Below are 20,306 nucleotides of genomic sequence, written 5' to 3'. Positions count from 1 at the left end.
GGGGCATCACTCGCGCGCCCAGCCCCATCCGCACCGCTCATTCCCCCGCGGCGGACAGGATCAGGCGCACGCGTTCGGGCGTCGGCGGGTGGGTCGAAAGGTAGCCCCGCTTCTCGTCCGCGTCCGGATCGACCCGCTGCAGGATGTCGACGAGGCGCTGCGGGTTGATGCCATGACGGCGCAACGTGTCGACCGCGTGGCGATCGGCTTCCCGCTCGAAATCGCGGGAGTAGCCCATCTGCGTGAGCATCAGCGGCAGCGCGGTGACCACCGAGGATACGGACGAAATGTCGCCGACGACGAGGGTCGAGAGCAGGCCCAGGAAGGAGGCCTGCAGCGAGGCGCGCATGGCGTGGCGGTGCGCGACGTGGCCGATCTCGTGGGCAAGCACGCCGATGAGCTCCTCGTCGTGCTGTGCACGCTGGATGAACTGGTCGGTGAAGATGATGGTGCCGGCGGGGAGCGCCAGCGCGTTGGGGCCGATGGTGCGTGCGGCATCCCGGAACGCGACCCGAACGGGTTGCCCTTCCCCCACGAGCGGCGCAAAGGCGGCCAGCAGGCGGGTCTGCTCCTGCGCGGGCAGGCGGCTTGGTTTGAGGAGTTGGCGATCGAGGAGCTCGAGCACTACGTTCTCGGCGTGCGCATTGAGTTCGACGGGCAGCGCCTGCGCCGCGACGCGCGCCAGCGCCGGGACGCCCCACTGCATGCAGGCCCAGACGAACACGACGGTAAACGCCAGCCCGACGAGGGCATAACGCAGCTTCGACTCCAGCCGATGCGCGAGCCCGCTCGCGGGCGCACGGCGCGCAAGGAGCCGGTCGACCGCGTCGTTATCGGCGGTCTCGAAGCTGGCGCCGCCCGGAAAACGGAGAAAGCGCGGCGTATTGCCGACCCGGGACGAGAACTCGACGCCATCGAGTTCGCAGGCGGGATGCAGGGTTTCGCCCGCCGCGCCCTCGACCCGCAGAAGGCCGTTCGCGACCGCCACGCTCGCCGGGTGGCTGCGCGAGCTGTGGCCGTCGAAGAAGTGCCCCTCGAGCCGCATCAGATGCCCAGGTCCACGTCGAACAGGTCGCCGATCTCCCCGCCGGCCGCGGACACCTGTTCGCGCTGCGCGGCGGCGAAGGCGTCGAGGTCGCCGTCGGCCACCAGCGAGATGTGCTCGGCGGCGTAGCGGGCACTGCGCACCTTGGCCCAGGGATAGAACAGGCCGAAGGTCAGGCCGAGCGCCAGCGTGTTGGTGAGCATCAGCATTGCGTAGGAGCCGAAGCGGTAGTTCGCCTGCAGAAGATGTGCGCCGAGCGCCGTGCTGTTGTAGCGGAGATTGGTGATCATCACGTTGGACACCGCGAAGATCGCCAGATACGCGGCAGGCATCGCCACAAGGCTCAGTGGCGGGAACACCGCGCCCGCCAGCATGGAGAGCAGGAAGCCGCCCACGCCGATGCCGATGACGGCCAGGGCGATCATGTAGAACGCTCCGGCCCGCGCCTCGAACCGGAGCGGCTCCACACCGTAGCGGCTCCTGCCGATGATGAACTGCTGCTGTCGGTACGCCGCGTAGGGCAGGAGCAGGCCGAGCGTGATCGCACCGGCGATCGGCCACAGCAGGAACACGCGATAAGCCTCGCCGAGGCGGCCATCGAAGCCGAAACGCACGCCGCGCCAGGCGGAGTTGTGGTTCCGGAAGGCGAGCCCGCGCACCATGATCCAGGGGAAGATCGCGAGGAAGACGAGGGTCACGACGATACGGAGCAGGGGAACGAAGCCGTCTGCAAGGATGTAGACGAGGACCAGCGCAAAGGCGATCAGGCGGCCCTTGAGGATGCTCAGCGGTTCGGCCAGATACGCGAAGCTCGCGCCCTCGCAGCGCGTATTGCCGTAGAAGTAGCGCTGCGTGCGTACCTTGGCCCAGGCCGAATAGATCCCCAGCGTGACGATGCTGAGGACGAGGTTGACGATCCAGATGCGAAAGAACTCGAAGCCGTTGCCGGAAAACTCGAAAGGCAGCTCGCGCGGCTGATCGTTGTCGCGGGCGGCGGAGGAGACCAGGGGCGTCGGGACAACGGATGCAGTCGCAGCACGCAGATCGGACGCGCCGCTCTGCTGCGAAGTCGCCGTCGGCTGCGGCGCGACGCTCGCCGGAAGCGGCGCCTCACGCGTCGCATCCGCGTCGGACGTCCGCGACACCGGCAGCGGGTCGGGCGTCGCGGGCTGCGCCTCGTCGAGTCGGACCGCCATGCCGATGCCGGCAAGCCGGCCGAGGAATGCGTCCGCAGCCGCGCGATCGAGGTTGCGCTTGAGCACGACGCGCGGATGACCGAAGATCTTCTCGACGTCTTCTGCCGACACGCGGAATAGTTGCCCGAAACGCTGCATCACCTGTTCGCGCTCGAAGCCGTCCAGGATGCCGCCTTGAAACACCAGCGTATAGCTTGCCTCTGCCATCATGTCCCCGAGGATTCGTCACACGCGCCCGACCGACGGTCGCGGCCGCAGGATGCGACCTCATGCGCCTCATCAAATGACATGATGGTAACACCCCGCACCACCACCGTCGTCATAAGGGCGGCGCAGGGCAACAGAACGGGCGCCGGACGCCTCGCGGCATCCGGCGCGGCAGGCATGCGTTCAGCGCAGCCCGACGATCATGCTCATCGCGAGCGCGAGCACGACCAGCAACGCGCCCCAGGCGATCACGCCCGCCGTGAGCACGAAGGAGCCCATCAGGCGGGACTTGCTCGTGTCCTCGAGCTTGAAGAGCGGATAGACGCCGTGATAGATGAGCGCCGCCGAGGCGACCCACGCAGCCGCGACGACGATCCCGGCCACCCAGGCGGAGGGGATGAACAGCGCCAGCGCGGAGAGCCACAGCGGGGTCGGCGCAACCGCGGCGAGGATGAAGGACTCGGAGTACGGCGGCTTGGCATCCACGACGTCGCCCATCTGCTGGATGATGGATGCCATCAGCGCGACCATCGCCAGTTCCGCGACATAAAACGCGACCGCCGCGGCGAGCGCCTCGGCGACGCTGATGTGCGGCACCAGCTCCGGGAACACCGCGCCCGGCGTGGCGAACATCGAGTACAGGAACATCGCCGGCGGGATCAGGGACATCGGCATCACGTACATCGTGAAGATCTTCGCGACGGTCGGATGCACCTGGATCAGGTCCTGCCAGCCCTCCGAGTACGAGTAAAACATCTTGGGCAAGTTGTGCGTATTCATTGCGACCTCCTTGTCTCCTCCGATGGGACAAACATTCGACCGGCCGCCGCGGCAAACGATCCTTCCGCATGCACGTCTTGCGGGAGCGGGCGCGGCTCGGTACCGTGCGTGCCGTCTCCCGCCACGCGCAGCCCGATGTCCCGACTCGAAGGATTCCCGCCGATCGCCCTGCCCCATGCGCACACCCTGATCCTGGGCAGCATGCCGGGGGCGGCCTCGCTTGCCGCCGGTCAGTACTACGCCCATCCGCGCAACGGCTTCTGGCCCATCGTGTGCGCAGTACTGGGCATCGACGCCGCCCTGCCGTATGCGGAGCGCACGCGGCGCTTCGCCGAGTGCGGCTACGCGCTGTGGGACGTTCTCGGCGCGTGCCGGCGCCGGGGCAGCCTGGATACGGACATCGAACCCGCGTCGATGGAGGTGAACGATTTCGCGACCTTCTTCGCCGCGCATCCGGAGATCGCGCGCGTATTCCTCAACGGCACTGCGGCCGCGACGCTGTTCCGGCGACACGTCGCGCCTGCGCTCGGCGCGACGATCGCCTGCACGCGGCTGCCATCAACGAGTCCGGCGAACGCGAGCTGGTCGTATGCACGGAAGCTCTCAGCCTGGGAGGAGATTGCACGATGAGCGACAGGACGGCACCGCGGGTCGCGGTAATCGGCGCCGGCCCGGCCGGGCTGATGGCGGCGGAAACGGCCGCGGCGCGCGGCTGCACCGTCGACGTCTACGACGCGATGCCTTCGCCGGGGCGCAAGTTCCTGCTCGCGGGGATCGGCGGGCTGAACCTCACCCATGCCGAGCCGTCGGCAGCCTTCGTCACCCGCTACCGCGAACGACAGCCCGAGCTCGCGCCCCTGCTGGAGCGTTTCGGCGCCGCCGCATTGCGCACCTGGGCGGCGAAACTCGGCATCGAGACCTTCGTCGGCAGCTCCGGCCGCGTCTTTCCCAAGGAGATGAAGGCCGCGCCACTGCTGCGTGCCTGGCTGCACCGCCTGCGGCAGGCGGGGGGGCGCCTGCACGTGCGGCATCGCTGGCTCGGCTGGGATGACGCGCGCGGCGGGGACAAGGATCCGACGCGCGGCCTGCGCTTCGCGACGCCCGAAGGGGAATGCCTCATTGCGGCCGACGCCGTAATCCTCGCGCTGGGCGGCGGCAGTTGGGCAAAGCTCGGCTCGGACGGCGCCTGGATGCCGTGGCTCGCGCAACGCGGCGTGGAGCTTGCCCCGCTGAAACCGGCAAACTGCGGTTTCGACGTCGGCCTCCTCGCCGGCAACGCGGCAGCCGGCTGGAGCGCGCATTTTCGCGAACGCTTCGCCGGCGCGCCGGTGAAATCGGTTGCGGCCCACATCACGGACGCCCGCGGGCAGACGCACGAACGCGCAGGCGAGTGCATGATCTCGGTCAGCGGTATCGAGGGCGGGCTGATCTACGCGCTGTCGGCGCCGCTGCGCGACACGATAGAGGCCACCGGTTCGGCGACGCTGCACCTCGACCTCGCGCCCGGTCGCAGCCTGGAGCGCCTCGCGACGGATCTCGCGCGGCCGCGCGGCGCGCGCTCGATGGCGAGCCACCTGCAGAGCAAGGCCGGGATCGAGGGCGTGAAGGCGGGCCTGCTGCGCGAATGCACGACGAAGGACGTCCTTGCCGACGCAAACCGCCTCGCCGCCGTGATCAAGGCCCTGCCGATCGTGCTGGCCGCGGCGCGCCCGCTCGACGAGGCGATCAGCAGCGCGGGCGGGGTGCTGTTCGAGGCGCTCGACGACCGCCTGATGCTGCGCGCGCTCCCCGGCGTGTTCTGCTGCGGCGAGATGCTCGACTGGGAGGCACCGACCGGCGGTTATCTGCTCACGGCCTGCTTCGCCACCGGAAGGGCTGCAGGGCTGGGCGCCGTTGATTGGCTCGATGCGCTACATGCTGGCGACTGAGCGTCACCGGATCGAAATTGACGCCCCGCCGATCTTCCGTTCAGGTATTTCGCGCTTCCCGCCCTTTCAACCACGCCCGCGAGACACCCCATACACATAGCCAGGCGAGAAGAACCGAGGTTGCGACAACCACGATCAGCTCCAGGTCGGAGACAAATGACGGATCCTGCCCGCGCCGGATTCGCGCATTGAGCCAGGTCCAGGCGGCCTCGGACCAAGCGGAGGCAAACCAGGTCCGCGCAAAAAAATAAGTCAGCCCAAGACAAAGCGCGATGCGAACGACAGGCAGGAGCGTCATCACCGGACCACCAGCGTTCCATATGCCTTGAGCTGCCCCCCTTGGACCTCCTGAGGCTGCGCACTGCGCAGGATGCTGCGAAGAAGGATGTAATCCTGTTCGCGCTCGACCACGATGCATCCCTCGCTCCTCCCAAGCCTGCCTTTCGGGTGAAGCCGGAAGTTTCCTCTTGCGAGCTCGTTGCAGAATGTCTCGTCGTCGATCCGGCCGTCCACCGCATAGAGAGCGAACCAGTCATCCCGGCCCGTGAGCAGGTCCCGGATCGGCCCCAACATGCCACCCGACTGGCGATCGAAGATGTAATACGTGCCGGGAGGAATGGGGCCCAGACCTCGCAAGCATGCTGCGGATCGACGATTGGCCTGCTCGCCGGAACCGGAGAAGGCGGGAAACTCGTGAGCGCCCAGACACAACCGACTCATCGGCTGATCATTGAGAGCGAATGCACAATGAAACATGCGTGACTCCAGATTCTGCGCAGCACGGCAAGCGTCACGCGGGCGGGGGGGGACAACGCGACGATAATGCCATCAGCATTCACAAATTCCAATATCCCGGCGCGCTCGCCCAGCAAGCAGGAGCGCCCTGCCTCAACCACGCCAGGCGTTGAATGCCGCGTAGCCCGCCCAGGCCATCGTCAGCGATCCCAGCACGTGCAGTAGCGTGTGCAGCGCGAGCCAAGCCCATTCGCCGCGCTGCACGAGGTGCAGGCCTTCCGCGGAGAAGGTCGAGAAGGTCGTGAGGCCGCCGAGAAAGCCGGTGGTGAGCAGCAGGCGCAGGGTCGGCGACATCTCCGGCACCGCGTGGATCCACGCCAGCGCGGCGCCCATCAGCAGGCCGCCGAGGAGATTGGCGCAGAGGGTGCCGAGCGGAACCACCAGGAACAGCGGGTTGAGCAGCAGGCCCAATCCCCAGCGCAGCCACGCGCCGAGCGCGGCACCGATACCGATCGCCGCGAATGCGGGCAGGGTCGCCAGCGGCGCGCTCATCGCCCGGCTCCCGTGCAAACAAGGGCGCTTCCGGGCATCGGGCGCTCGCCGCGCAGGCCGATTCGGCTGAAATGCATGGGTCGTCCAGTGAATGGCAATCGGATGGAATTCTAGCCCAGCAAGGCCCGCCCCCGATGCGGCAGCCGGTGCCGGGGGCTCATTCCGGGCGCCGACGCGCTAAAATCGCGGATTAGTGAAATTTTCGCCCTTAGAATCGAGGCTTCTCCCCGTGTCCGACACTCCGAAATCCGGTGCCGCCGCTGCCGCACCGGCGAGCAATTTCATCCGCAACATCATCGACGAGGACATCCGGAGCGGCAAATGGGGCGGACGGGTCGAAACCCGTTTCCCGCCCGAGCCCAACGGCTACCTGCACTACGGCCATGCCAAGTCGATCTGCCTGAACTTCGGCCTGGCGCAGAGCTATGCCGGCGTGTGCCACCTGCGCTTCGACGACACGAACCCTGAGAAGGAAGAGCAGGAGTACGTCGACTCCATCGTCGAGGCGGTGAGCTGGCTGGGCTTCGACTGGGGCAAGCACCTGTACTTCGCGTCCGACTATTTCGACAAGATGTACGCCTGCGCCGAATACCTGATCACGGCCGGCAAGGCCTACGTGGAGTCGCTCTCCGCCGAGGAGATGCGCGCCTACCGCGGCACCCTGACCGAAGCCGGGCGCGAGAGTCCCTACCGCGGCCGCAGCGTCGAGGAGAACCTCGACCTCTTCCGCCGCATGCGCGCGGGCGAGTTCGCCGACGGCGAGCATGTGCTGCGGGCGAAGATCGACATGGCCTCGCCCAACATCAACCTGCGCGACCCGGCGATCTACCGCATCCGCAAGGCGCACCACCACCGCGCCGGCGACAAGTGGTGCATCTACCCGATGTACACCTTCGCGCATCCGATCGAGGACGCGATCGAGGGCATCACGCACTCGATCTGCACGCTGGAGTTCGAGGATCAGCGTCCCTTCTACGACTGGCTGCTGGATGCGCTCGCGACGGGCGGCTTCTTCCCCCGCCCGTTGCCGCAGCAGATCGAGTTCGCCCGCCTCAACCTGACCTACGTGGTGCTCTCGAAGCGCAAGCTGATCCAGCTCGTAGAGGAAGGCCACGTCGCCGGCTGGGACGACCCGCGCCTGCCGACGCTGATGGGCGCGCGCCGGCGCGGCTTCACGGCCGGGGGCTTCCGCCTCTTTGCCGAACGCATCGGCGTCACCAAGTCGGACACGTGGATCGATTTCAGCGTGCTCGAGGAATGCATGCGCGAGGACCTCAACGAGGCCGCCGAGCGCCGCGTCGCCGTCCTCGACCCGCTGAAGCTCGTGATCACGAACTACCCCGAAGGCCGGAGCGAGCTGTGCGAGGCGCCGAACCACCCGCTCAAGCCCGAGCTGGGCAAGCGCACGATGCCCTTCTCGCGCGAGCTGTGGATCGAGCGCGAGGATTTCATGGAGACGCCGGTCAAGGGCTTCCATCGCCTCTATCCGGGCAACATGGCGCGCCTGCGCTACGGCTACGTCGTGAAGTGCATCGGCTGCGAGAAGGACGCCGACGGTAACGTCACCGCCGTGCTGTGCGAGTACCTGCCGGACACCAAGTCGGGCACGCCGGGCGCCGACAGCGTCAAGGTGAAGGGCAACCTGCACTGGGTGTCGGTCGCGCACGGGTATGAAGCGGAGGTCCGCCTCTACGACCGCCTGTTCGCCCATCCCTACCCCGGCAATCGCCGCGAGGGCGACCCCGAGGGCTTCGAGCGCGGCTTCCTCGACGACCTCAACTACGACTCCAAGCGCACCATCACCGCGTGGCTCGAACCCGCGCTGCGCGAGGCGGCACCCGAGGAGCGCTTCCAGTTCGAACGCCACGGCTACTTCGTCGCCGACCGCGTCGACTCGCGGCCGCAGGCGCCGGTGTTCAACCGCACCGTGACGCTGAAGGATTCGTGGGCCAAGGCCAAGGGCTGAGGCGCCCCCCCCTGCGCGGTTGCACGCATCCGGCGAAGGGCGGATCATCGGCCCCTGACATGCCGTTTGGAAACCGCGCAGGAACCCCATGAAGCCCTTCGTCCGACGCAGCCTGATCGTCTTCGTCGTCCTCGCCCTGATTGCCGGGGGAATCTGGTGGCTTACCCGGCCGAAACCCATCCCGGTGCGACTCGTCGAGGTCGCACGCGGAACCGTCGAGGCGACCTTGTCGAACACGCGCGCGGGCGAAATCGAGGCCTGCCAGCGCACCAAGCTGTCGACCATCATCGGCGGACGCATCGATTATCTCGGCGTGAAGGAAGGCGACCGCGTGCAGGCCGGCCAGGTGCTGCTGCGGCTGTGGAACGAGGACCAGGAAGCGCGCCTCGCGGTGAATCGCGCGCAACTGGAAAGCGCACGCAGACGCGTGCAGGAGATCTGCACGCAGGCCGACAACGCCGAGCGCGAAGCACGGCGGCAAGAGGAATTGTTCGGGCGCAATTTTGTCTCCCGTTCGCGCGTCGAACAGGCGCAGACCGAAGCGCGGGCGCGCCGCGCCGCATGCGAAACCGGCCGAGCCGACACGCGCACTGCCGAAGCCCAGATCGCCGCGACCTCGACCGACCGCCAGCGCACGGTACTGATCGCGCCCTTCGCGGGCACCGTCGCGAAGATCACTGGCGAACTGGGCGAGTACTCGACACCGTCCCCCCCGGGCGTGCCGACGCCCCCTGCGATCGACCTCATCGACGACAGCTGTCTGTACGTAAAGGCGCCGATGGACGAGATCGACGCTCCCAAGATCCACCCCGGCCAGACCACGCGCGTGACGCTCGATGCCTTGCCGGGCAAGGTCTTCGAGGCACGCGTGAAACGCATCGCACCCTACATCACGGCAGTCGAGAAGCAGGCGCGCACCGTGGAGGTCGACATCGACTTCGCGAACCCCGAGGAAGCCATGGGGCTGCTCGTCGGCTACAGCGCGGATGCCGAGATCGTGCTGGCCGTACGCGAGAACACGCTGCGCGTGCCGACCTCCACGCTGCGCGAGGGTAATCGCGTGCTGCTTTACCGCGCCGATGACGGCCTGCTCGAGGAGCGCGTGATCAAGGCCGGCGTCTCGAACTGGGAATTCACCGAGGTGCTCGAAGGCCTCGCCGAAGGCGACCGCATCGCCGCTTCGCTCGAACGCGAAGGCGTGAAGGACGGCGCCCGCGTACGGCCGGAAAACGGGGCCGGGGCCTCGCGCTGAGGGCGGCGATGGCGCAGATCGAACTCTCGGGCATCGAGCGCGTCTTCAAGCTCGGCGACAGCGAGGTCCATGCGCTGCATGAACTGAGCGTGACGATCGAGCGCGGGGAGTACGTCGCCGTGATGGGCCCGTCGGGCTCGGGCAAATCGACGCTGCTGAATCTGCTGGGCCTGCTCGATCGCCCCAACGCAGGCACCTACCGCCTCGAAGGGCGCGACGTGACGACGCTCTCGCCGGACGAACAGGCCGAGGTGCGCCGTACGCGCATCGGTTTCGTGTTCCAGAGCTTCCATCTGGTGCCGCGCCTCACGGCCGCCGAGAACATCTCGTTGCCGCTGATGCTCGCCGGCATCCCTCCCGCAGAACGCCATGCGCGCGTGGCGCAGGCGCTGAAGGACTTCGGCCTGGAGTCGCGCGCGAGCCACCGCCCCGACGAACTGTCAGGCGGGCAGCGCCAGCGCGTCGCGATCGCCCGCGCGACCATCATGCGCCCGGCGGTGATCCTCGCCGACGAGCCGACCGGCAACCTCGACCGTTCGACCGGCCAGGACGTCACGCATCTGCTGGAAGAATTGAACGCCTCCGGGGTGACGCTGATCGTCGTCACCCACGACCCTGTCATGGGTGGACGCGCCCGCCGGCGCCTGATGATGGAAGACGGGCGCCTGCTGCAGGACGTGCGCGAGCCGGCCCCCGCATGAGATGAAGCCACTCCCACGCTCGCGTTACCCGCTGCCCCCAATAGGGGACGCAGGCCTCCCTTGGGGCAGCCCGGCGGGAGGCCTGAGATGAGACGCCCCCCACGCTCGTGTTACTCGCTGCCCCCCAAGGGGGCGCAGGCCTCCCTTGGGGCGGCCCGGCGGGAGGCCTGATGACACCCGCCGACACGCTGCGCTTCGCGACCCGCGCCGCCACCGGTTATCCGCTGCGCACCGCGCTGATGGTGCTGGCGATGTCGATCGGCGTGGCAGCGGTCGTCGTGCTCACGGCGCTCGGCGACGGCGCGCGCCGCTACGTCGTGAATGAATTCTCGGCCCTCGGCAGCAACCTCGTGATCGTGCTGCCCGGCCGCACCGCCACGGGCGGGCTCGGCCTCGGCAACATCATCACGAGCACACCGCGCGACCTCACGGTGCGCGACGCCGAAGCCCTCCTGCGCGCCCCGCTGGTCACCCGCATGGCGCCGCTGTCGGTGGGCAACTCCGAGATCGCCTGGGGCGGACGGTTGCGCGAGGCGATGGTCGTGGGCACCAGCGGCGACTACGTCGACATCCGCGCCTTCCGCATGGCCGAAGGCAGCTTCCTGCCACGCGAGGACCTCGGCCGCGCCTCGGCGGTCGCCGTCCTCGGCACCAAGCTCCGCGCCGAGATCTTCGGCAGCGCGCCGGCGATCGGCCGCATCGTGCGCGTCGGCGACCGGCGCCTGCGCGTGATCGGCGTGCTCGACAAGACCGGGCAGGGCCTGGGCATGAACACCGACGAACTGGTGTTCGTACCGGTCGCGACCGCGCAGGCGATGTTCAACACCAACAACCTCTTCCGCATCATCGTCGAGGCGCGCAGCCGCGAGGCGATCGGGCCGGCGAAGCAGCAACTCGAGGACATCATGCGCCTGCGCCGCGAAGGCGAACTCGACGTCACGCTGATCACGCAGGACGCGGTGCTCGGCACCTTCGACCGCATCCTCGGCGCGCTGACGATGGCGGTCGCGGGCATTGCGGCGATCAGCCTCGCGGTGGCCGGCATCCTCGTCATGAACGTGATGCTGGTCGCGGTGACGCAGCGCACCGCAGAGATCGGCCTGCTCAAGGCACTCGGCGCCACCGGACGCAACATCCGCCTCGCCTTCCTCACCGAGGCCGCACTGCTGTCGCTCGCGGGTGCGCTCGCCGGCTTCGCGCTGGGGCATCTCGGCGCATGGGCGCTGCGCCTCGCCTTCCCGGTCCTGCCCGCGTGGCCGCCCGACTGGGCGGTGTTCGCCGGCATCGGCACCGCGCTCGCGACCGGCATCCTGTTCGGCGTGATGCCCGCCCGGCGCGCGGCACGCCTCGACCCCGTGCAGGCCCTGTCCCGCCGATGAGCCTGCGCGATTTCATCCAACTCGCGCTGCGCTCGCTGCTCGCCCACCGCCTGCGCAGCTTCCTGACCCTGCTGGGTATCGGCGTCGGCATCGCCGCGGTGATCCTGCTGACCTCCATCGGCGAGGGCCTGCACCGCTTCGTGCTCAACGAGTTCACGCAATTCGGCACCAACATCATCGAGATCACGCCGGGCCGGCAAGGCACACGCGGCGGACCGCCCGGCCTGCCGAGCACGGCCCGCCAGCTCACCCTCGACGACGCGCTCGCGCTCGAACGCGTGCCGCACGTCACGGGCGTAACCCCGATCGTGTGGGGCAATTCGGATGTCGAAGGCGCGGGCCGCGTGCGTCGCACGAGCGTGTATGGCGTCGGCCCGGAAATGCATCGCATCTTCTCGATGCATGTGCGCGTCGGGCGCTTCCTCCCGCCCGACGACCCGAACGGCGCGCGCGCCTTCGTCGTGCTCGGCGCCAAGCTGAAGTACGAACTCTTCGGCAACGCCAACGCGCTGGGCGAGCGCCTGCGCATCGGCGGCGAACGCTACCGCGTGATCGGCGTCATGGAGGAAAAGGGCCAGTTCCTCGGTGTCGACCTCGATGACACGGCCTACATCCCGACCTCGCGCGCGCTCTCGCTCTATAACCGCGAAGGGCTGATGGAGATCAACGTCACCTACGACGAAGCGCTTCCCGCGTCGCTCGTCGCGCCCGGAATACGGAAGGTGCTCGTCGCCCGCCACGGCCAGGACGACGTCACGCTCACGACGCAGGAAGACATGCTCGCGCGCCTGTCCAACATCCTCGACATCCTCACCGCCGCGGTCGGCGCGCTGGGTGGCATCTCGCTGCTCGTCGGCGCAGTGGGCATTGTCACGATCATGACCATCGCCGTCACCGAGCGCACCAACGAGATCGGGCTGCTCGTCGCGATCGGCGCGCGGCGGGCGACCATCCTGGGCCTCTTCCTCGCCGAGGCGGTCGCCCTCGCCGCCATCGGCGGCGTGCTCGGGCTGATTGCCGGGGCGGGCTCCGCCCGGCTCGTCGGACTGATCCTGCCGGCCCTCCCGGTCCATACGCCCTGGCATTTCGTTGTCATCGCGGAGGGTCTCGCGGTGGTGATCGGACTCGTCGCCGGCGTGCTTCCCGCGATCCGTGCCGCACGCCTCGATGCGGTCGCGGCACTGCGCGCCGAATAACCATTTGTGCATCGCGGGATTTCTTGAGCCAGATCAATTCCACGCGATTCGGGCGGGCACCCCGAGCCGATGCTGACTAGATTGGAATTACAAAAATTCCCTTTTTCTGCATAACCGCTTGAAGGAGTTCGTCATGACCTTCCTCGACTCTCCCATCGGCCGCTGCGAAGCCGTCCGGGAAATGGTGCTGCTGGATGAAACGCAGAAGGAGTGCGCCCACGAGCATGGCTGCCCGGACGGTTTCGACTGCCCGCTCAAAGGCTGGTTCACGGAACAGTCCGGGGTCAGCGATCCGGCCAGCCTGCCGGTCAAGCGCGCAGCGCGGCGCCGTCGCGGCGCCGCGGCGACCAGGCCCACACCCCTGAAGGCACGGGCGAAGATGTCAAAACCGCTCGTCTTCGTGGAGAAAGCGCCATTGCCCGAGCGGAAGGTCGCCTAGCCGGACCCGCCCGATCCGTATGCGCTTGAGGCCCACCACCTTCAGGCCGACCAGCTCGCACATGCGCCGGATCTGACGCTTGCGGCCCTCGCGCAGAACGAAGCGCAGCTGATCCTCGTTGATCCACTCGACCTTGGCGCGCCGCAGCTTGCGGCCGTCGAGCTCGAGGCCGTGGTTCAGCAGCGCGAGCCCGCGCTCGTCGAGCTCGCCCTCGACGCGGACGAGGTATTCCTTGTCCACCTCGGAATCGTCGCCGATCAGCTGGCGCGCGATGCGGCCGTCCTGCGTCAGCACGAGCAGGCCGGTCGAGTCGATGTCAAGGCGTCCGGCCGGCGCCAGGCCCTTGAGATGCGCAAAATCGAAGGGCTGCGCGGTGTCGCGGTCAAACTGGTTGGCCGCACCGATCAGGGAAACGGCCGGCTCGTAGCCGGGTTCGGGCTGGCCCGACACGTAGCCGACCGGCTTGTGCAGCAGGATCGTGACGCGCTGGGACTGGCGTCGGCACGCCTGCGGTGCGAGCGTGATCTCCGCGTTCGGGTCGATGCGGGTGCCGAGTTCGGACACGCACTGGCCATCCACGAGCACCCAGCCACGTTCGATGAACTCATCGGCCTCGCGGCGCGAGCACAGGCCGCGTTCGGCCATGACTTTCGACAGGCGCACGCCTTCGGCCGCAGCCGCCGGCGAGGCAGTCGCACGGGGCGCCGGCGCGCCCGAGGCGGCCTGCCTGCGCTCGGTGCGTTCGCCCCCCGGCTTCGCTGGCGCCTTGCCGCCGTCCCTGCGCGGACGGGGCGCGGCAGCCGCCCCGGCGCCTGCCTGCGGACGCGGCTTGCGCCCCGGCGCCTCGCCCGCGTCGCGCCCGGCCTTGCGAGCCTGCGCCTTCTCGTCGCCGGCCGCCGGTTTAGACTTCGCGATTGCCTTCGCATAGCCGGGCTGGAAGCGCGCACGCACGCCAACGCGGCGCTGCGTCTCGGCGGTCGGGGCGTCGTCCTGCTTCTTCACGCCAAGCGTGCGGCGCGGCGCGGCAGTTGCGTCTTCCTGTTCGGGGGCGTCGCCGGGCGTACCGGCATCCTTTGAGCGCTTCATGGTGACAATCCGGGTCACAGGCACACCCGCGCATCGTGCGGACGAAGCCTTGAAAAAACAATGCCCGGCATCGCCGGGCGCAATCCTCGAAGTATATCGACAGGCCGCTGCAGCTTCCAGCGACGCAACGGCGGCATTGCAGGAAGCGCCGCGGCATTTCACTAGGCGAAATCAACCCGGCCGGCTAGAATGCGCGCAACTGCACATCCCTTAGCGATCGCGTGAGCACCAACACCCCCACCGAAACCAAGAATCCGATCCAGGTCGTCGAGCGCATGATGAAGCTGCTCGACGTGCTGGCACAACACCCGGACCCCGCCGCGCTCAAGCAGATCGCCCAGGAAACGGGCTTGCACCCGTCGACCGCGCACCGCATCCTGAGCGCGATGGCGCAGAGCGGTTTCGTCGAGCGCGGAGAAGGGGGCACCTATCGCCTGGGGATCCGGCTGCTTGAACTCGGCAGCCTGGTCAAGTCGCGCATTTCCCTGCGCGAAACGGCAATGCCGGCGATGCTCAAGCTGCATGCGGCCACGGGTGAGAGCGTGAACCTCGGCATCCGCGCCGGCGACGAGATCGTCTACGTCGAGCGGACCTCCAGCGGCCGCTCCGCCGTGCGTGTCGTGCACATCGTCGGCGCACGTGCCCCGCTGCACACCACCGCCACCGGCAAGCTCTTCCTCGTCGAGGACGGCTCCGAGCGCGTGCGCGAGTACGCACGGCGCACCGGCCTGCCCGGCTCGACGCCGGCCTCGATCACCGAGATCGGCATGCTCGAGAAGGAGCTCGACAAGGTCCGGCGCCACGGCGTGGCCTTCGACCTGGAAGAAGTGGAGATCGGGGTGCGCTGCATCGCAGCAGGCGTGCGCGACGACAGTGGCGAACTGATCGCCGGCCTGTCGGTGTCCACCCCCTCGGAGCGCTTCAGCCCCGACCGCGCCCCGCTCGTGCGCGAGGCCGCGGACGAGATTTCCCGCGCGCTGGGCTACGTCAAACGCCCCGCTCGCTGAGCGCCGCCCCGGCACTGCCGGGGGAGGCGCGTTCACGCAAGCTCAGATGTTTTCCTTCCCGGCCGCCGTCGCCACGCGCTGCGGGCCGGCGGCCTCGAGCCATTTCTTGATGCGCACCGCGTCCGCGGTGCGCGAGTAGCGGCCGTCGGAGTCCATCAGCACGATGATCACCGGCTGCTTCAACAGCCAAGCCTGCATCACGAGGCAGCGGCCCGCCTCGCGAATGTAGCCCGTCTTCTGGACGCCGATTTCCCAATCGGGGTTGCGCACGAGCGAATTGGTGTTGCCGAAGCGGTGCATGCGCGAACCGATCTGCACGTAACGCTCGGAAGTCGTCGAGAACTCGCGGATCAGCGGATACGTGGACGCCGCCGACACCATGCGCGCGAGGTCGTGCGGGCTCGACACGTTTTCCGGGGTAAGGCCGGTCGGATCGGCGAAATGCGTTTCGGTCAGGCCGATCATGCGCGCCTTGACGTTCATCGCCGCGATGAAGGCCGCCTCGCCCCCGGGATAGTGGCGCGCGAGTGCCGACGCAGCGCGGTTCTCCGACGACATCAGCGCGAGATGCAGCATCTCCTCGCGCGTCAGGCGGGTGCCCAGCGCGAGGCGCGAGCCCGTGCCCTTGAGCGTGTCGATGTCGCCTTCGGAAATCGTGATCTCCTCCGACAGGCTCTGGCCGGCATCGAGCACGACCATCGCCGTCATCAGCTTCGTGATCGACGCGATCGGCAGCACGGAATCACTCTTCCTCTCGAGGATCACATGGCCGGTGTTCTGGTTCATGACGAGGAAGGCCGAGGAGCGCAGATGCGGCAGGCCGGCGGCATCAAGCTGCAGCGGCGCACTGTCGATCGCCGCTTCGGGGATCACGGCATCACGACGCAGCGACACCTTGACGCGGCGTGCTTCCTGACGCGCGACCGCCTTGCGGCTCACGCGCTTCTTCACCGTCTTCTTGGCCGGCGCGCTGACCGAGCGCTTCGCGGACTTCTTGACGGACTTCGTCACGGTTCCAGTCGAATCGGACCCGGCCGCCCGCGTGGCGGCGGAAGCGGGGAGAGTCCAGCCCGCCTGCATCATCGCGAGACTGACCATCGCGATCGCCAGATTACGGAATTTCATGTTGTGGCCTGAAACAAAAGTAACACGGAAGGGAACAACATCCGTCTCATTACTATTCTTATGCAAATTAAGCAGATATCAAGTCTTTTTGAAGTATTTCGCGAAAAATTTCTTACATCGCGTCACACGTCCGTCCAAACTAATAGTTTAGATGACCCTGCGCCGCACATGGCGAACGTTACACACGGAGGAAAGCCGCCACTTCGCTGCGCCGGTCCATCGTGTCCTTGTAACCGAGCTCGATGAGCGCCTGCGTGAAGGGCGGTTCGAACAGCAGGTAGGACAGCAGCGTCGATCCGTCGCGGCGCATCGCGCCGATGCCGCGCAGCACCGTGCGCAGCGCGAGTGGCAGGCTTTCGCGGTGGCGCCCGGCGATCGCATCGAGCCGCTGCGACGGTGAAATCACGAGGGTTTCGATCGGCCGCAGGTTGACGCCGGCTGCGGCGCGCTGTTCCGGACTCATCGCCCCGGCCGTGATGTTGATGCGCTGGAGCCGCTCGAGGTCCACGGACAGGCTGTCGAGGAAGATGCTCGACAGGGCATGGCCGGCGATCTGCGCGAGCGAAGGGTAGCCTTCGGAGCGCTGGCGCCCCTCCTCCGCCAGCCGCCCTGAGCCGATCACGAGGATGCGGTCGGCCCCCAGATGGATCGCGGGACTGACCGGCGCGAGCTGGCGCATGGAGCCGTCGCCGAACCATTCGCGGTTGATGCGCACCGGCGGAAACACGAATGGAATCGCGCTCGTCGCCAGCAGATGATCGACGCCGATCGACGCCCGCATGCCAAGCCGCTGCATGCGCCGCCACGCCTGCACCTCGGGCACGGCCTCGAAGAAGGTGAGGCTCTCGCCCGAGGAATAGCCCGATGCCGCCACGCTCACCGCGTGCAGGTGACCCTGCTCGATGCTGCGGCCGATGGCCGAGAAGTCCAGCACTTCGGTGAGCAGACGACGCAGCGGGGAATTGTCGAGCAGGGAGCGCGGCGTCTGGTGTATCGCCCAGCCCAGCGTCAGCGCCGATGCCCAGCGCAGGCCGTTCGCAAGCAGTGCCGCGGCGTCCGCACGATACACCTGGTCGACGTGGAACTGGCGCCAGATGCGCGCGAGCATGCGCACGCCGCGGGTGAAATCGCTGGAAAAAACCGCCAGCGCGACGGCGTTGATGCCGCCCGCCGAGGTGCCGCACAGGATTGGAAACGGATTGCCCGCCTGCCGCCCGCGGATCTCGCGGATCGCCGACAGCACCCCTACCTGGTAGGCGGCGCGCGCGCCGCCTCCCGTCAGTACCAGCGCAGCCTTGCCTTCAGCCATCGAGCCTCCGGTCGCTTGCGGACACTACCGGGAAAATCTTGCCACGCGGGTGCCGGCCGGGAAAGGCCCGCACCCGCGTTTTCACGGCCAGGTGCGTCAGATTTGACGCTGCGCCGCTTCGACGGCCGTCAGTGCGGTCATGTTGACGATGCGGCGCACGGTCGCCGAAGGCGTGAGGATATGCACCGGACGTGCCGCACCGAGCAGGATCGGGCCGACCGTCATGCCTTCACCCGCCGCCGTCTTGAGCAGGTTGAAGGCGATGTTGGCGGCGTCCAGCGTCGGGAAGATCAGCAGGTTGGCAGCATCGCGCATGCGCGCATTGGGGAAGATGCGCAGGCGCAGCTCGGCGTCGAGCGCCGCGTCGCCATGCATCTCGCCCTCGACCTCGAGCTCGGGGTGACGCTCGTGCAGCAGACGCAGCGCGGCGCGCATCTTCTCGGCAGTCGGCGAGTCGGCGCTACCGAAGGACGAGTGCGACAACAGCGCGACCTTGGGCGAAATGCCGAAGCGCGCCATCTCCTCGGCCGCCAGCAAGGTCATCTCCACGATCTGTTCCGGCGACGGGTCATAGTTGATGTAGGTGTCGGCGAGGAACAGCGTGCGCTCGGGCAGGTTCACAACGTTGAGCGCGTAGCAGTGCTTCACACCCTCGCGCCGGCCGATGACCTTCTCGATGAAGTCGAGGTGCAGCCGGTGCATGCCGTAGGTGCCGCAGATCAGGCCGTCGCCATAGCCCTGCTTGAGCAGCAACGCGCCGATGAGCGTGGTGCGGCGGCGCACTTCCTTCTTCGCGTACTCGACCGAGACGCCCTCTCGCTCCATCAGGCCGTGGTAGTAGGTCCACAGCTCCTTGAAGCGCGGATCGGAATCCGGGTTTACGAGCTCGAAGTCATGGTCGGCGCGCATGCGCAGGCCGAAGCGCTCGATGTTCGCATTCACGACATCGGGGCGGCCGATCAGGATCGGGCGCGCGAGGCCTTCATCGACGACGGTCTGCACCGCGCGCAGCACGCGCTCGGACTCGCCTTCGGCGAAGATGATGCGCTGGTTCTGGCCGCGCGCGGCGGCGAACACGGGCTTCATGATGAGGCCCGAATGCCACACGAAGTTGTTGAGCTGGGTGCGGTAGGCGTCCCAGTCGGTGATCGGGCGCGTCGCCACACCCGAGGCCATGCCGGCCTCGGCCACCGCCGGGGCGATCTTGACGATCAGGCGCGGATCGAAGGGGCGCGGGATGATGTATTCGGGACCGAAGCCCGACACCTTCTCGCCGTAGGCGGCGGCGACGATGTCGCTCTGCTCGGCGCGCGCGAGCTCGGCAATCGCCTTCACCGCGGCGAGCTGCATCTCGTCGGTGATCGTCGTCGCGCCGACGTCGAGCGCGCCGCGGAAGATGAAGGGGAAGCACAGGACGTTGTTGACCTGGTTCGGATAATCCGAACGGCCGGTGGCGATGATCGCGTCGTCGCGCACCGACTTCACCAGTTCCGGCAGGATCTCCGGGGTCGGATTCGCGAGCGCGAGGATCAGCGGCTTCGCCGCCATCTTCGCGACCATCTCGGGCTTGAGCACGCCGCCCGCCGACAGGCCCAGGAACACGTCCGCGCCCTCGATGACCTCGGCGAGCTTTCTCGCCTCGGTCTTCTTCGCGTAGCGCGCCTTGATCGGATCCATCAGGGCAGTGCGGCCTTCATACACGACGCCTTCGAGGTCGGTGACCCAGATGTTCTCGACCGGGATGCCGAGCTTCTCGAGCAGGCCCAGGCAGGCGAGCGCCGCAGCGCCCGCGCCGGAAGTGACGAGCTTGACCTTCTTCAGGTCCTTGCCCAGCAGGTGCAGGCCATTGAGGATCGCCGCGCCGACGACGATCGCCGTGCCGTGCTGGTCGTCGTGGAAGACCGGGATCTTCATGCGCTCGCGCAAGCGCGACTCGATGTAGAAGCACTCGGGGGCCTTGATGTCCTCGAGGTTGATGCCGCCGAAGGTGGGCTCGAGCGCAGCGATCATGTCGATCAGCTTGTCGGGGTCGTTCTCGGCGATCTCGAGGTCGAAGACGTCGATGCCGGCGAACTTCTTGAACAGCACCCCCTTGCCTTCCATGACCGGCTTGGCGGCGAGCGGGCCGATGTTGCCGAGACCGAGCACTGCCGTGCCGTTGGTGACCACGCCGATCAGGTTGCTGCGCGCGGTCAGGTTCGCGGCTTCCGCCGGTTCTTCCACGATCGCGTCGCACGCGGCGGCAACGCCGGGCGAATAGGCCAGCGACAGGTCGCGCTGGTTGGAAAGCACCTTCGTGGGGGTAACCGAGATCTTGCCCGGCCGCGGATAGCGGTGATAGTCGAGCGCCGCAGCGCGGATCAGTTCGTCCATGTGATGTCCCGTCATTGTTGTAATCAATCT

At 67.8% G+C, this 20,306-nt stretch carries 19 protein-coding genes; 9 read left to right on the top strand and 10 right to left on the bottom strand.

The annotated features are described in order from the left end of the window. Positions 1-37: 37 nt before the first annotated feature. From U5817_RS03005 to U5817_RS02995, 3 genes are all read right to left on the bottom strand, one after another. Positions 38-1,045 (bottom strand): M48 family metallopeptidase, encoded by a 1,008-nt coding sequence (locus tag U5817_RS03005; protein ID WP_407279674.1) that lies wholly within the window; start codon positions 1,043-1,045, stop codon positions 38-40. Further along, positions 1,045-2,451: a DUF898 family protein gene (locus U5817_RS03000; protein WP_407279673.1), complete on the bottom strand. Its 1,407-nt coding sequence runs from the start codon at positions 2,449-2,451 to the stop codon at positions 1,045-1,047. The genes U5817_RS03005 and U5817_RS03000 overlap by 1 nt, the downstream gene beginning before the upstream one ends. A gap of 180 nt (positions 2,452-2,631) precedes the next feature. Continuing rightward, positions 2,632-3,228: a Yip1 family protein gene (locus U5817_RS02995; RefSeq protein ID WP_407279672.1), complete on the bottom strand. Its 597-nt coding sequence runs from the start codon at positions 3,226-3,228 to the stop codon at positions 2,632-2,634. Positions 3,229-3,363: 135 nt separating this feature from the next. On the opposite strand from U5817_RS02995, the gene U5817_RS02990 reads away from it, so the two are divergent. Both U5817_RS02990 and U5817_RS02985 read left to right on the top strand, forming a co-directional pair. Beyond that, positions 3,364-3,858: a DNA-deoxyinosine glycosylase gene (locus U5817_RS02990; RefSeq protein ID WP_407279671.1), complete on the top strand. Its 495-nt coding sequence runs from the start codon at positions 3,364-3,366 to the stop codon at positions 3,856-3,858. Beyond that, positions 3,855-5,156, top strand: a complete 1,302-nt coding sequence (locus U5817_RS02985; protein WP_407279670.1) for a TIGR03862 family flavoprotein — start codon at positions 3,855-3,857, stop codon at positions 5,154-5,156. Before U5817_RS02990 ends, U5817_RS02985 begins: the two co-directional genes overlap by 4 nt. 40 nt (positions 5,157-5,196) lie before the next feature. Here the strand turns inward: U5817_RS02985 and U5817_RS02980 are convergent, their stop codons facing one another. From U5817_RS02980 to crcB, 3 genes are all read right to left on the bottom strand, one after another. Continuing rightward, positions 5,197-5,454: a hypothetical protein gene (locus tag U5817_RS02980; RefSeq protein ID WP_407279669.1), complete on the bottom strand. Its 258-nt coding sequence runs from the start codon at positions 5,452-5,454 to the stop codon at positions 5,197-5,199. Then, a complete protein-coding gene (locus U5817_RS02975) occupies positions 5,454-5,912 on the bottom strand; it encodes a DUF2778 domain-containing protein (RefSeq protein ID WP_407279668.1) in 459 nt (152 codons plus the stop codon). The genes U5817_RS02980 and U5817_RS02975 overlap by 1 nt, the downstream gene beginning before the upstream one ends. 132 nt (positions 5,913-6,044) lie before the next feature. Then, on the bottom strand, positions 6,045-6,443 hold the full coding sequence (gene crcB, locus U5817_RS02970; RefSeq protein ID WP_169129298.1) for a fluoride efflux transporter CrcB: 399 nt from the start codon (positions 6,441-6,443) through the stop codon (positions 6,045-6,047). Between the two features lie 229 nt (positions 6,444-6,672). Between crcB and U5817_RS02965 the strand changes: the two genes are divergently transcribed. The 6 genes from U5817_RS02965 to U5817_RS02940 all read left to right on the top strand — a co-directional run bounded on the left by U5817_RS02965 (position 6,673) and on the right by U5817_RS02940 (position 13,376). Further along, entirely contained in the window at positions 6,673-8,409 is a 1,737-nt protein-coding gene (locus tag U5817_RS02965; RefSeq protein ID WP_407279667.1) for a glutamine--tRNA ligase/YqeY domain fusion protein, read from the top strand. Between the two features lie 88 nt (positions 8,410-8,497). Then, on the top strand, positions 8,498-9,661 hold the full coding sequence (locus tag U5817_RS02960; protein ID WP_407279666.1) for an efflux RND transporter periplasmic adaptor subunit: 1,164 nt from the start codon (positions 8,498-8,500) through the stop codon (positions 9,659-9,661). 8 nt (positions 9,662-9,669) lie between these two features. Further along, positions 9,670-10,362, top strand: coding sequence for an ABC transporter ATP-binding protein (locus U5817_RS02955; RefSeq protein ID WP_407279665.1), 693 nt, complete (start codon positions 9,670-9,672; stop codon positions 10,360-10,362). Between the two features lie 170 nt (positions 10,363-10,532). Next, positions 10,533-11,741, top strand: coding sequence for an ABC transporter permease (locus tag U5817_RS02950; RefSeq protein WP_407279664.1), 1,209 nt, complete (start codon positions 10,533-10,535; stop codon positions 11,739-11,741). Further along, complete coding sequence (locus U5817_RS02945) at positions 11,738-12,937, top strand: ABC transporter permease (RefSeq protein ID WP_407279663.1); 1,200 nt, start codon at positions 11,738-11,740, stop codon at positions 12,935-12,937. The genes U5817_RS02950 and U5817_RS02945 overlap by 4 nt, the downstream gene beginning before the upstream one ends. 133 nt (positions 12,938-13,070) lie before the next feature. Continuing rightward, positions 13,071-13,376 carry a hypothetical protein gene (locus U5817_RS02940; protein WP_169129285.1) on the top strand — a complete coding sequence of 102 codons (306 nt, stop codon included), beginning with the start codon at positions 13,071-13,073 and terminating at the stop codon, positions 13,374-13,376. Here the strand turns inward: U5817_RS02940 and U5817_RS02935 are convergent. Continuing rightward, complete coding sequence (locus tag U5817_RS02935; protein ID WP_407279662.1) at positions 13,320-14,462, bottom strand: pseudouridine synthase; 1,143 nt, start codon at positions 14,460-14,462, stop codon at positions 13,320-13,322. The genes U5817_RS02940 and U5817_RS02935 overlap by 57 nt on opposite strands. Positions 14,463-14,737: 275 nt before the next feature. Between U5817_RS02935 and U5817_RS02930 the strand changes: the two genes are divergently transcribed. Continuing rightward, positions 14,738-15,469: an IclR family transcriptional regulator gene (locus tag U5817_RS02930; RefSeq protein WP_211167126.1), complete on the top strand. Its 732-nt coding sequence runs from the start codon at positions 14,738-14,740 to the stop codon at positions 15,467-15,469. Positions 15,470-15,511: 42 nt separating this feature from the next. Here U5817_RS02930 and pbpG read toward each other — a convergent pair whose 3' ends face one another. The 3 genes from pbpG to U5817_RS02915 form a co-directional block, all read right to left on the bottom strand. Continuing rightward, positions 15,512-16,594 (bottom strand): D-alanyl-D-alanine endopeptidase, encoded by a 1,083-nt coding sequence (gene pbpG, locus U5817_RS02925; RefSeq protein ID WP_169129279.1) that lies wholly within the window; start codon positions 16,592-16,594, stop codon positions 15,512-15,514. Positions 16,595-16,772: 178 nt separating this feature from the next. Further along, positions 16,773-17,903, bottom strand: a complete 1,131-nt coding sequence (locus tag U5817_RS02920; RefSeq protein ID WP_169129277.1) for a patatin-like phospholipase family protein — start codon at positions 17,901-17,903, stop codon at positions 16,773-16,775. A gap of 96 nt (positions 17,904-17,999) precedes the next feature. Continuing rightward, entirely contained in the window at positions 18,000-20,276 is a 2,277-nt protein-coding gene (locus U5817_RS02915; RefSeq protein WP_169129275.1) for an NADP-dependent malic enzyme, read from the bottom strand. Positions 20,277-20,306 lie beyond the last annotated feature (30 nt).

The organism is Aromatoleum evansii, assembly GCF_045689615.1.
In the GTDB taxonomy this organism is placed as follows: Bacteria; Pseudomonadota; Gammaproteobacteria; order Burkholderiales; family Rhodocyclaceae; genus Aromatoleum; species Aromatoleum evansii.
This window is presented reverse-complemented; position numbering and strand designations above follow the sequence as displayed.

What these genes read in the sequence shown, in the direction of transcription:
- U5817_RS03005 (WP_407279674.1), bottom strand. Translation starts at nt 1,045, where the DNA reads ATGCGGCTCGAGGGGCACTTCTTCGACGGCCACAGCTCGCGCAGCCAC.
- U5817_RS03000 (WP_407279673.1), bottom strand. Translation starts at nt 2,451, where the DNA reads ATGATGGCAGAGGCAAGCTATACGCTGGTGTTTCAAGGCGGCATCCTG.
- U5817_RS02995 (WP_407279672.1), bottom strand. Translation starts at nt 3,228, where the DNA reads ATGAATACGCACAACTTGCCCAAGATGTTTTACTCGTACTCGGAGGGC.
- U5817_RS02990 (WP_407279671.1), top strand. Translation starts at nt 3,364, where the DNA reads ATGTCCCGACTCGAAGGATTCCCGCCGATCGCCCTGCCCCATGCGCAC.
- U5817_RS02985 (WP_407279670.1), top strand. Translation starts at nt 3,855, where the DNA reads ATGAGCGACAGGACGGCACCGCGGGTCGCGGTAATCGGCGCCGGCCCG.
- U5817_RS02980 (WP_407279669.1), bottom strand. Translation starts at nt 5,454, where the DNA reads ATGACGCTCCTGCCTGTCGTTCGCATCGCGCTTTGTCTTGGGCTGACT.
- U5817_RS02975 (WP_407279668.1), bottom strand. Translation starts at nt 5,912, where the DNA reads ATGTTTCATTGTGCATTCGCTCTCAATGATCAGCCGATGAGTCGGTTG.
- crcB (WP_169129298.1), bottom strand. Translation starts at nt 6,443, where the DNA reads ATGAGCGCGCCGCTGGCGACCCTGCCCGCATTCGCGGCGATCGGTATC.
- U5817_RS02960 (WP_407279666.1), top strand. Translation starts at nt 8,498, where the DNA reads ATGAAGCCCTTCGTCCGACGCAGCCTGATCGTCTTCGTCGTCCTCGCC.
- U5817_RS02955 (WP_407279665.1), top strand. Translation starts at nt 9,670, where the DNA reads ATGGCGCAGATCGAACTCTCGGGCATCGAGCGCGTCTTCAAGCTCGGC.
- U5817_RS02950 (WP_407279664.1), top strand. Translation starts at nt 10,533, where the DNA reads ATGACACCCGCCGACACGCTGCGCTTCGCGACCCGCGCCGCCACCGGT.
- U5817_RS02945 (WP_407279663.1), top strand. Translation starts at nt 11,738, where the DNA reads ATGAGCCTGCGCGATTTCATCCAACTCGCGCTGCGCTCGCTGCTCGCC.
- U5817_RS02940 (WP_169129285.1), top strand. Translation starts at nt 13,071, where the DNA reads ATGACCTTCCTCGACTCTCCCATCGGCCGCTGCGAAGCCGTCCGGGAA.
- U5817_RS02935 (WP_407279662.1), bottom strand. Translation starts at nt 14,462, where the DNA reads ATGAAGCGCTCAAAGGATGCCGGTACGCCCGGCGACGCCCCCGAACAG.
- U5817_RS02930 (WP_211167126.1), top strand. Translation starts at nt 14,738, where the DNA reads ATGATGAAGCTGCTCGACGTGCTGGCACAACACCCGGACCCCGCCGCG.
- pbpG (WP_169129279.1), bottom strand. Translation starts at nt 16,594, where the DNA reads ATGAAATTCCGTAATCTGGCGATCGCGATGGTCAGTCTCGCGATGATG.
- U5817_RS02920 (WP_169129277.1), bottom strand. Translation starts at nt 17,903, where the DNA reads ATGGCTGAAGGCAAGGCTGCGCTGGTACTGACGGGAGGCGGCGCGCGC.
- U5817_RS02915 (WP_169129275.1), bottom strand. Translation starts at nt 20,276, where the DNA reads ATGGACGAACTGATCCGCGCTGCGGCGCTCGACTATCACCGCTATCCG.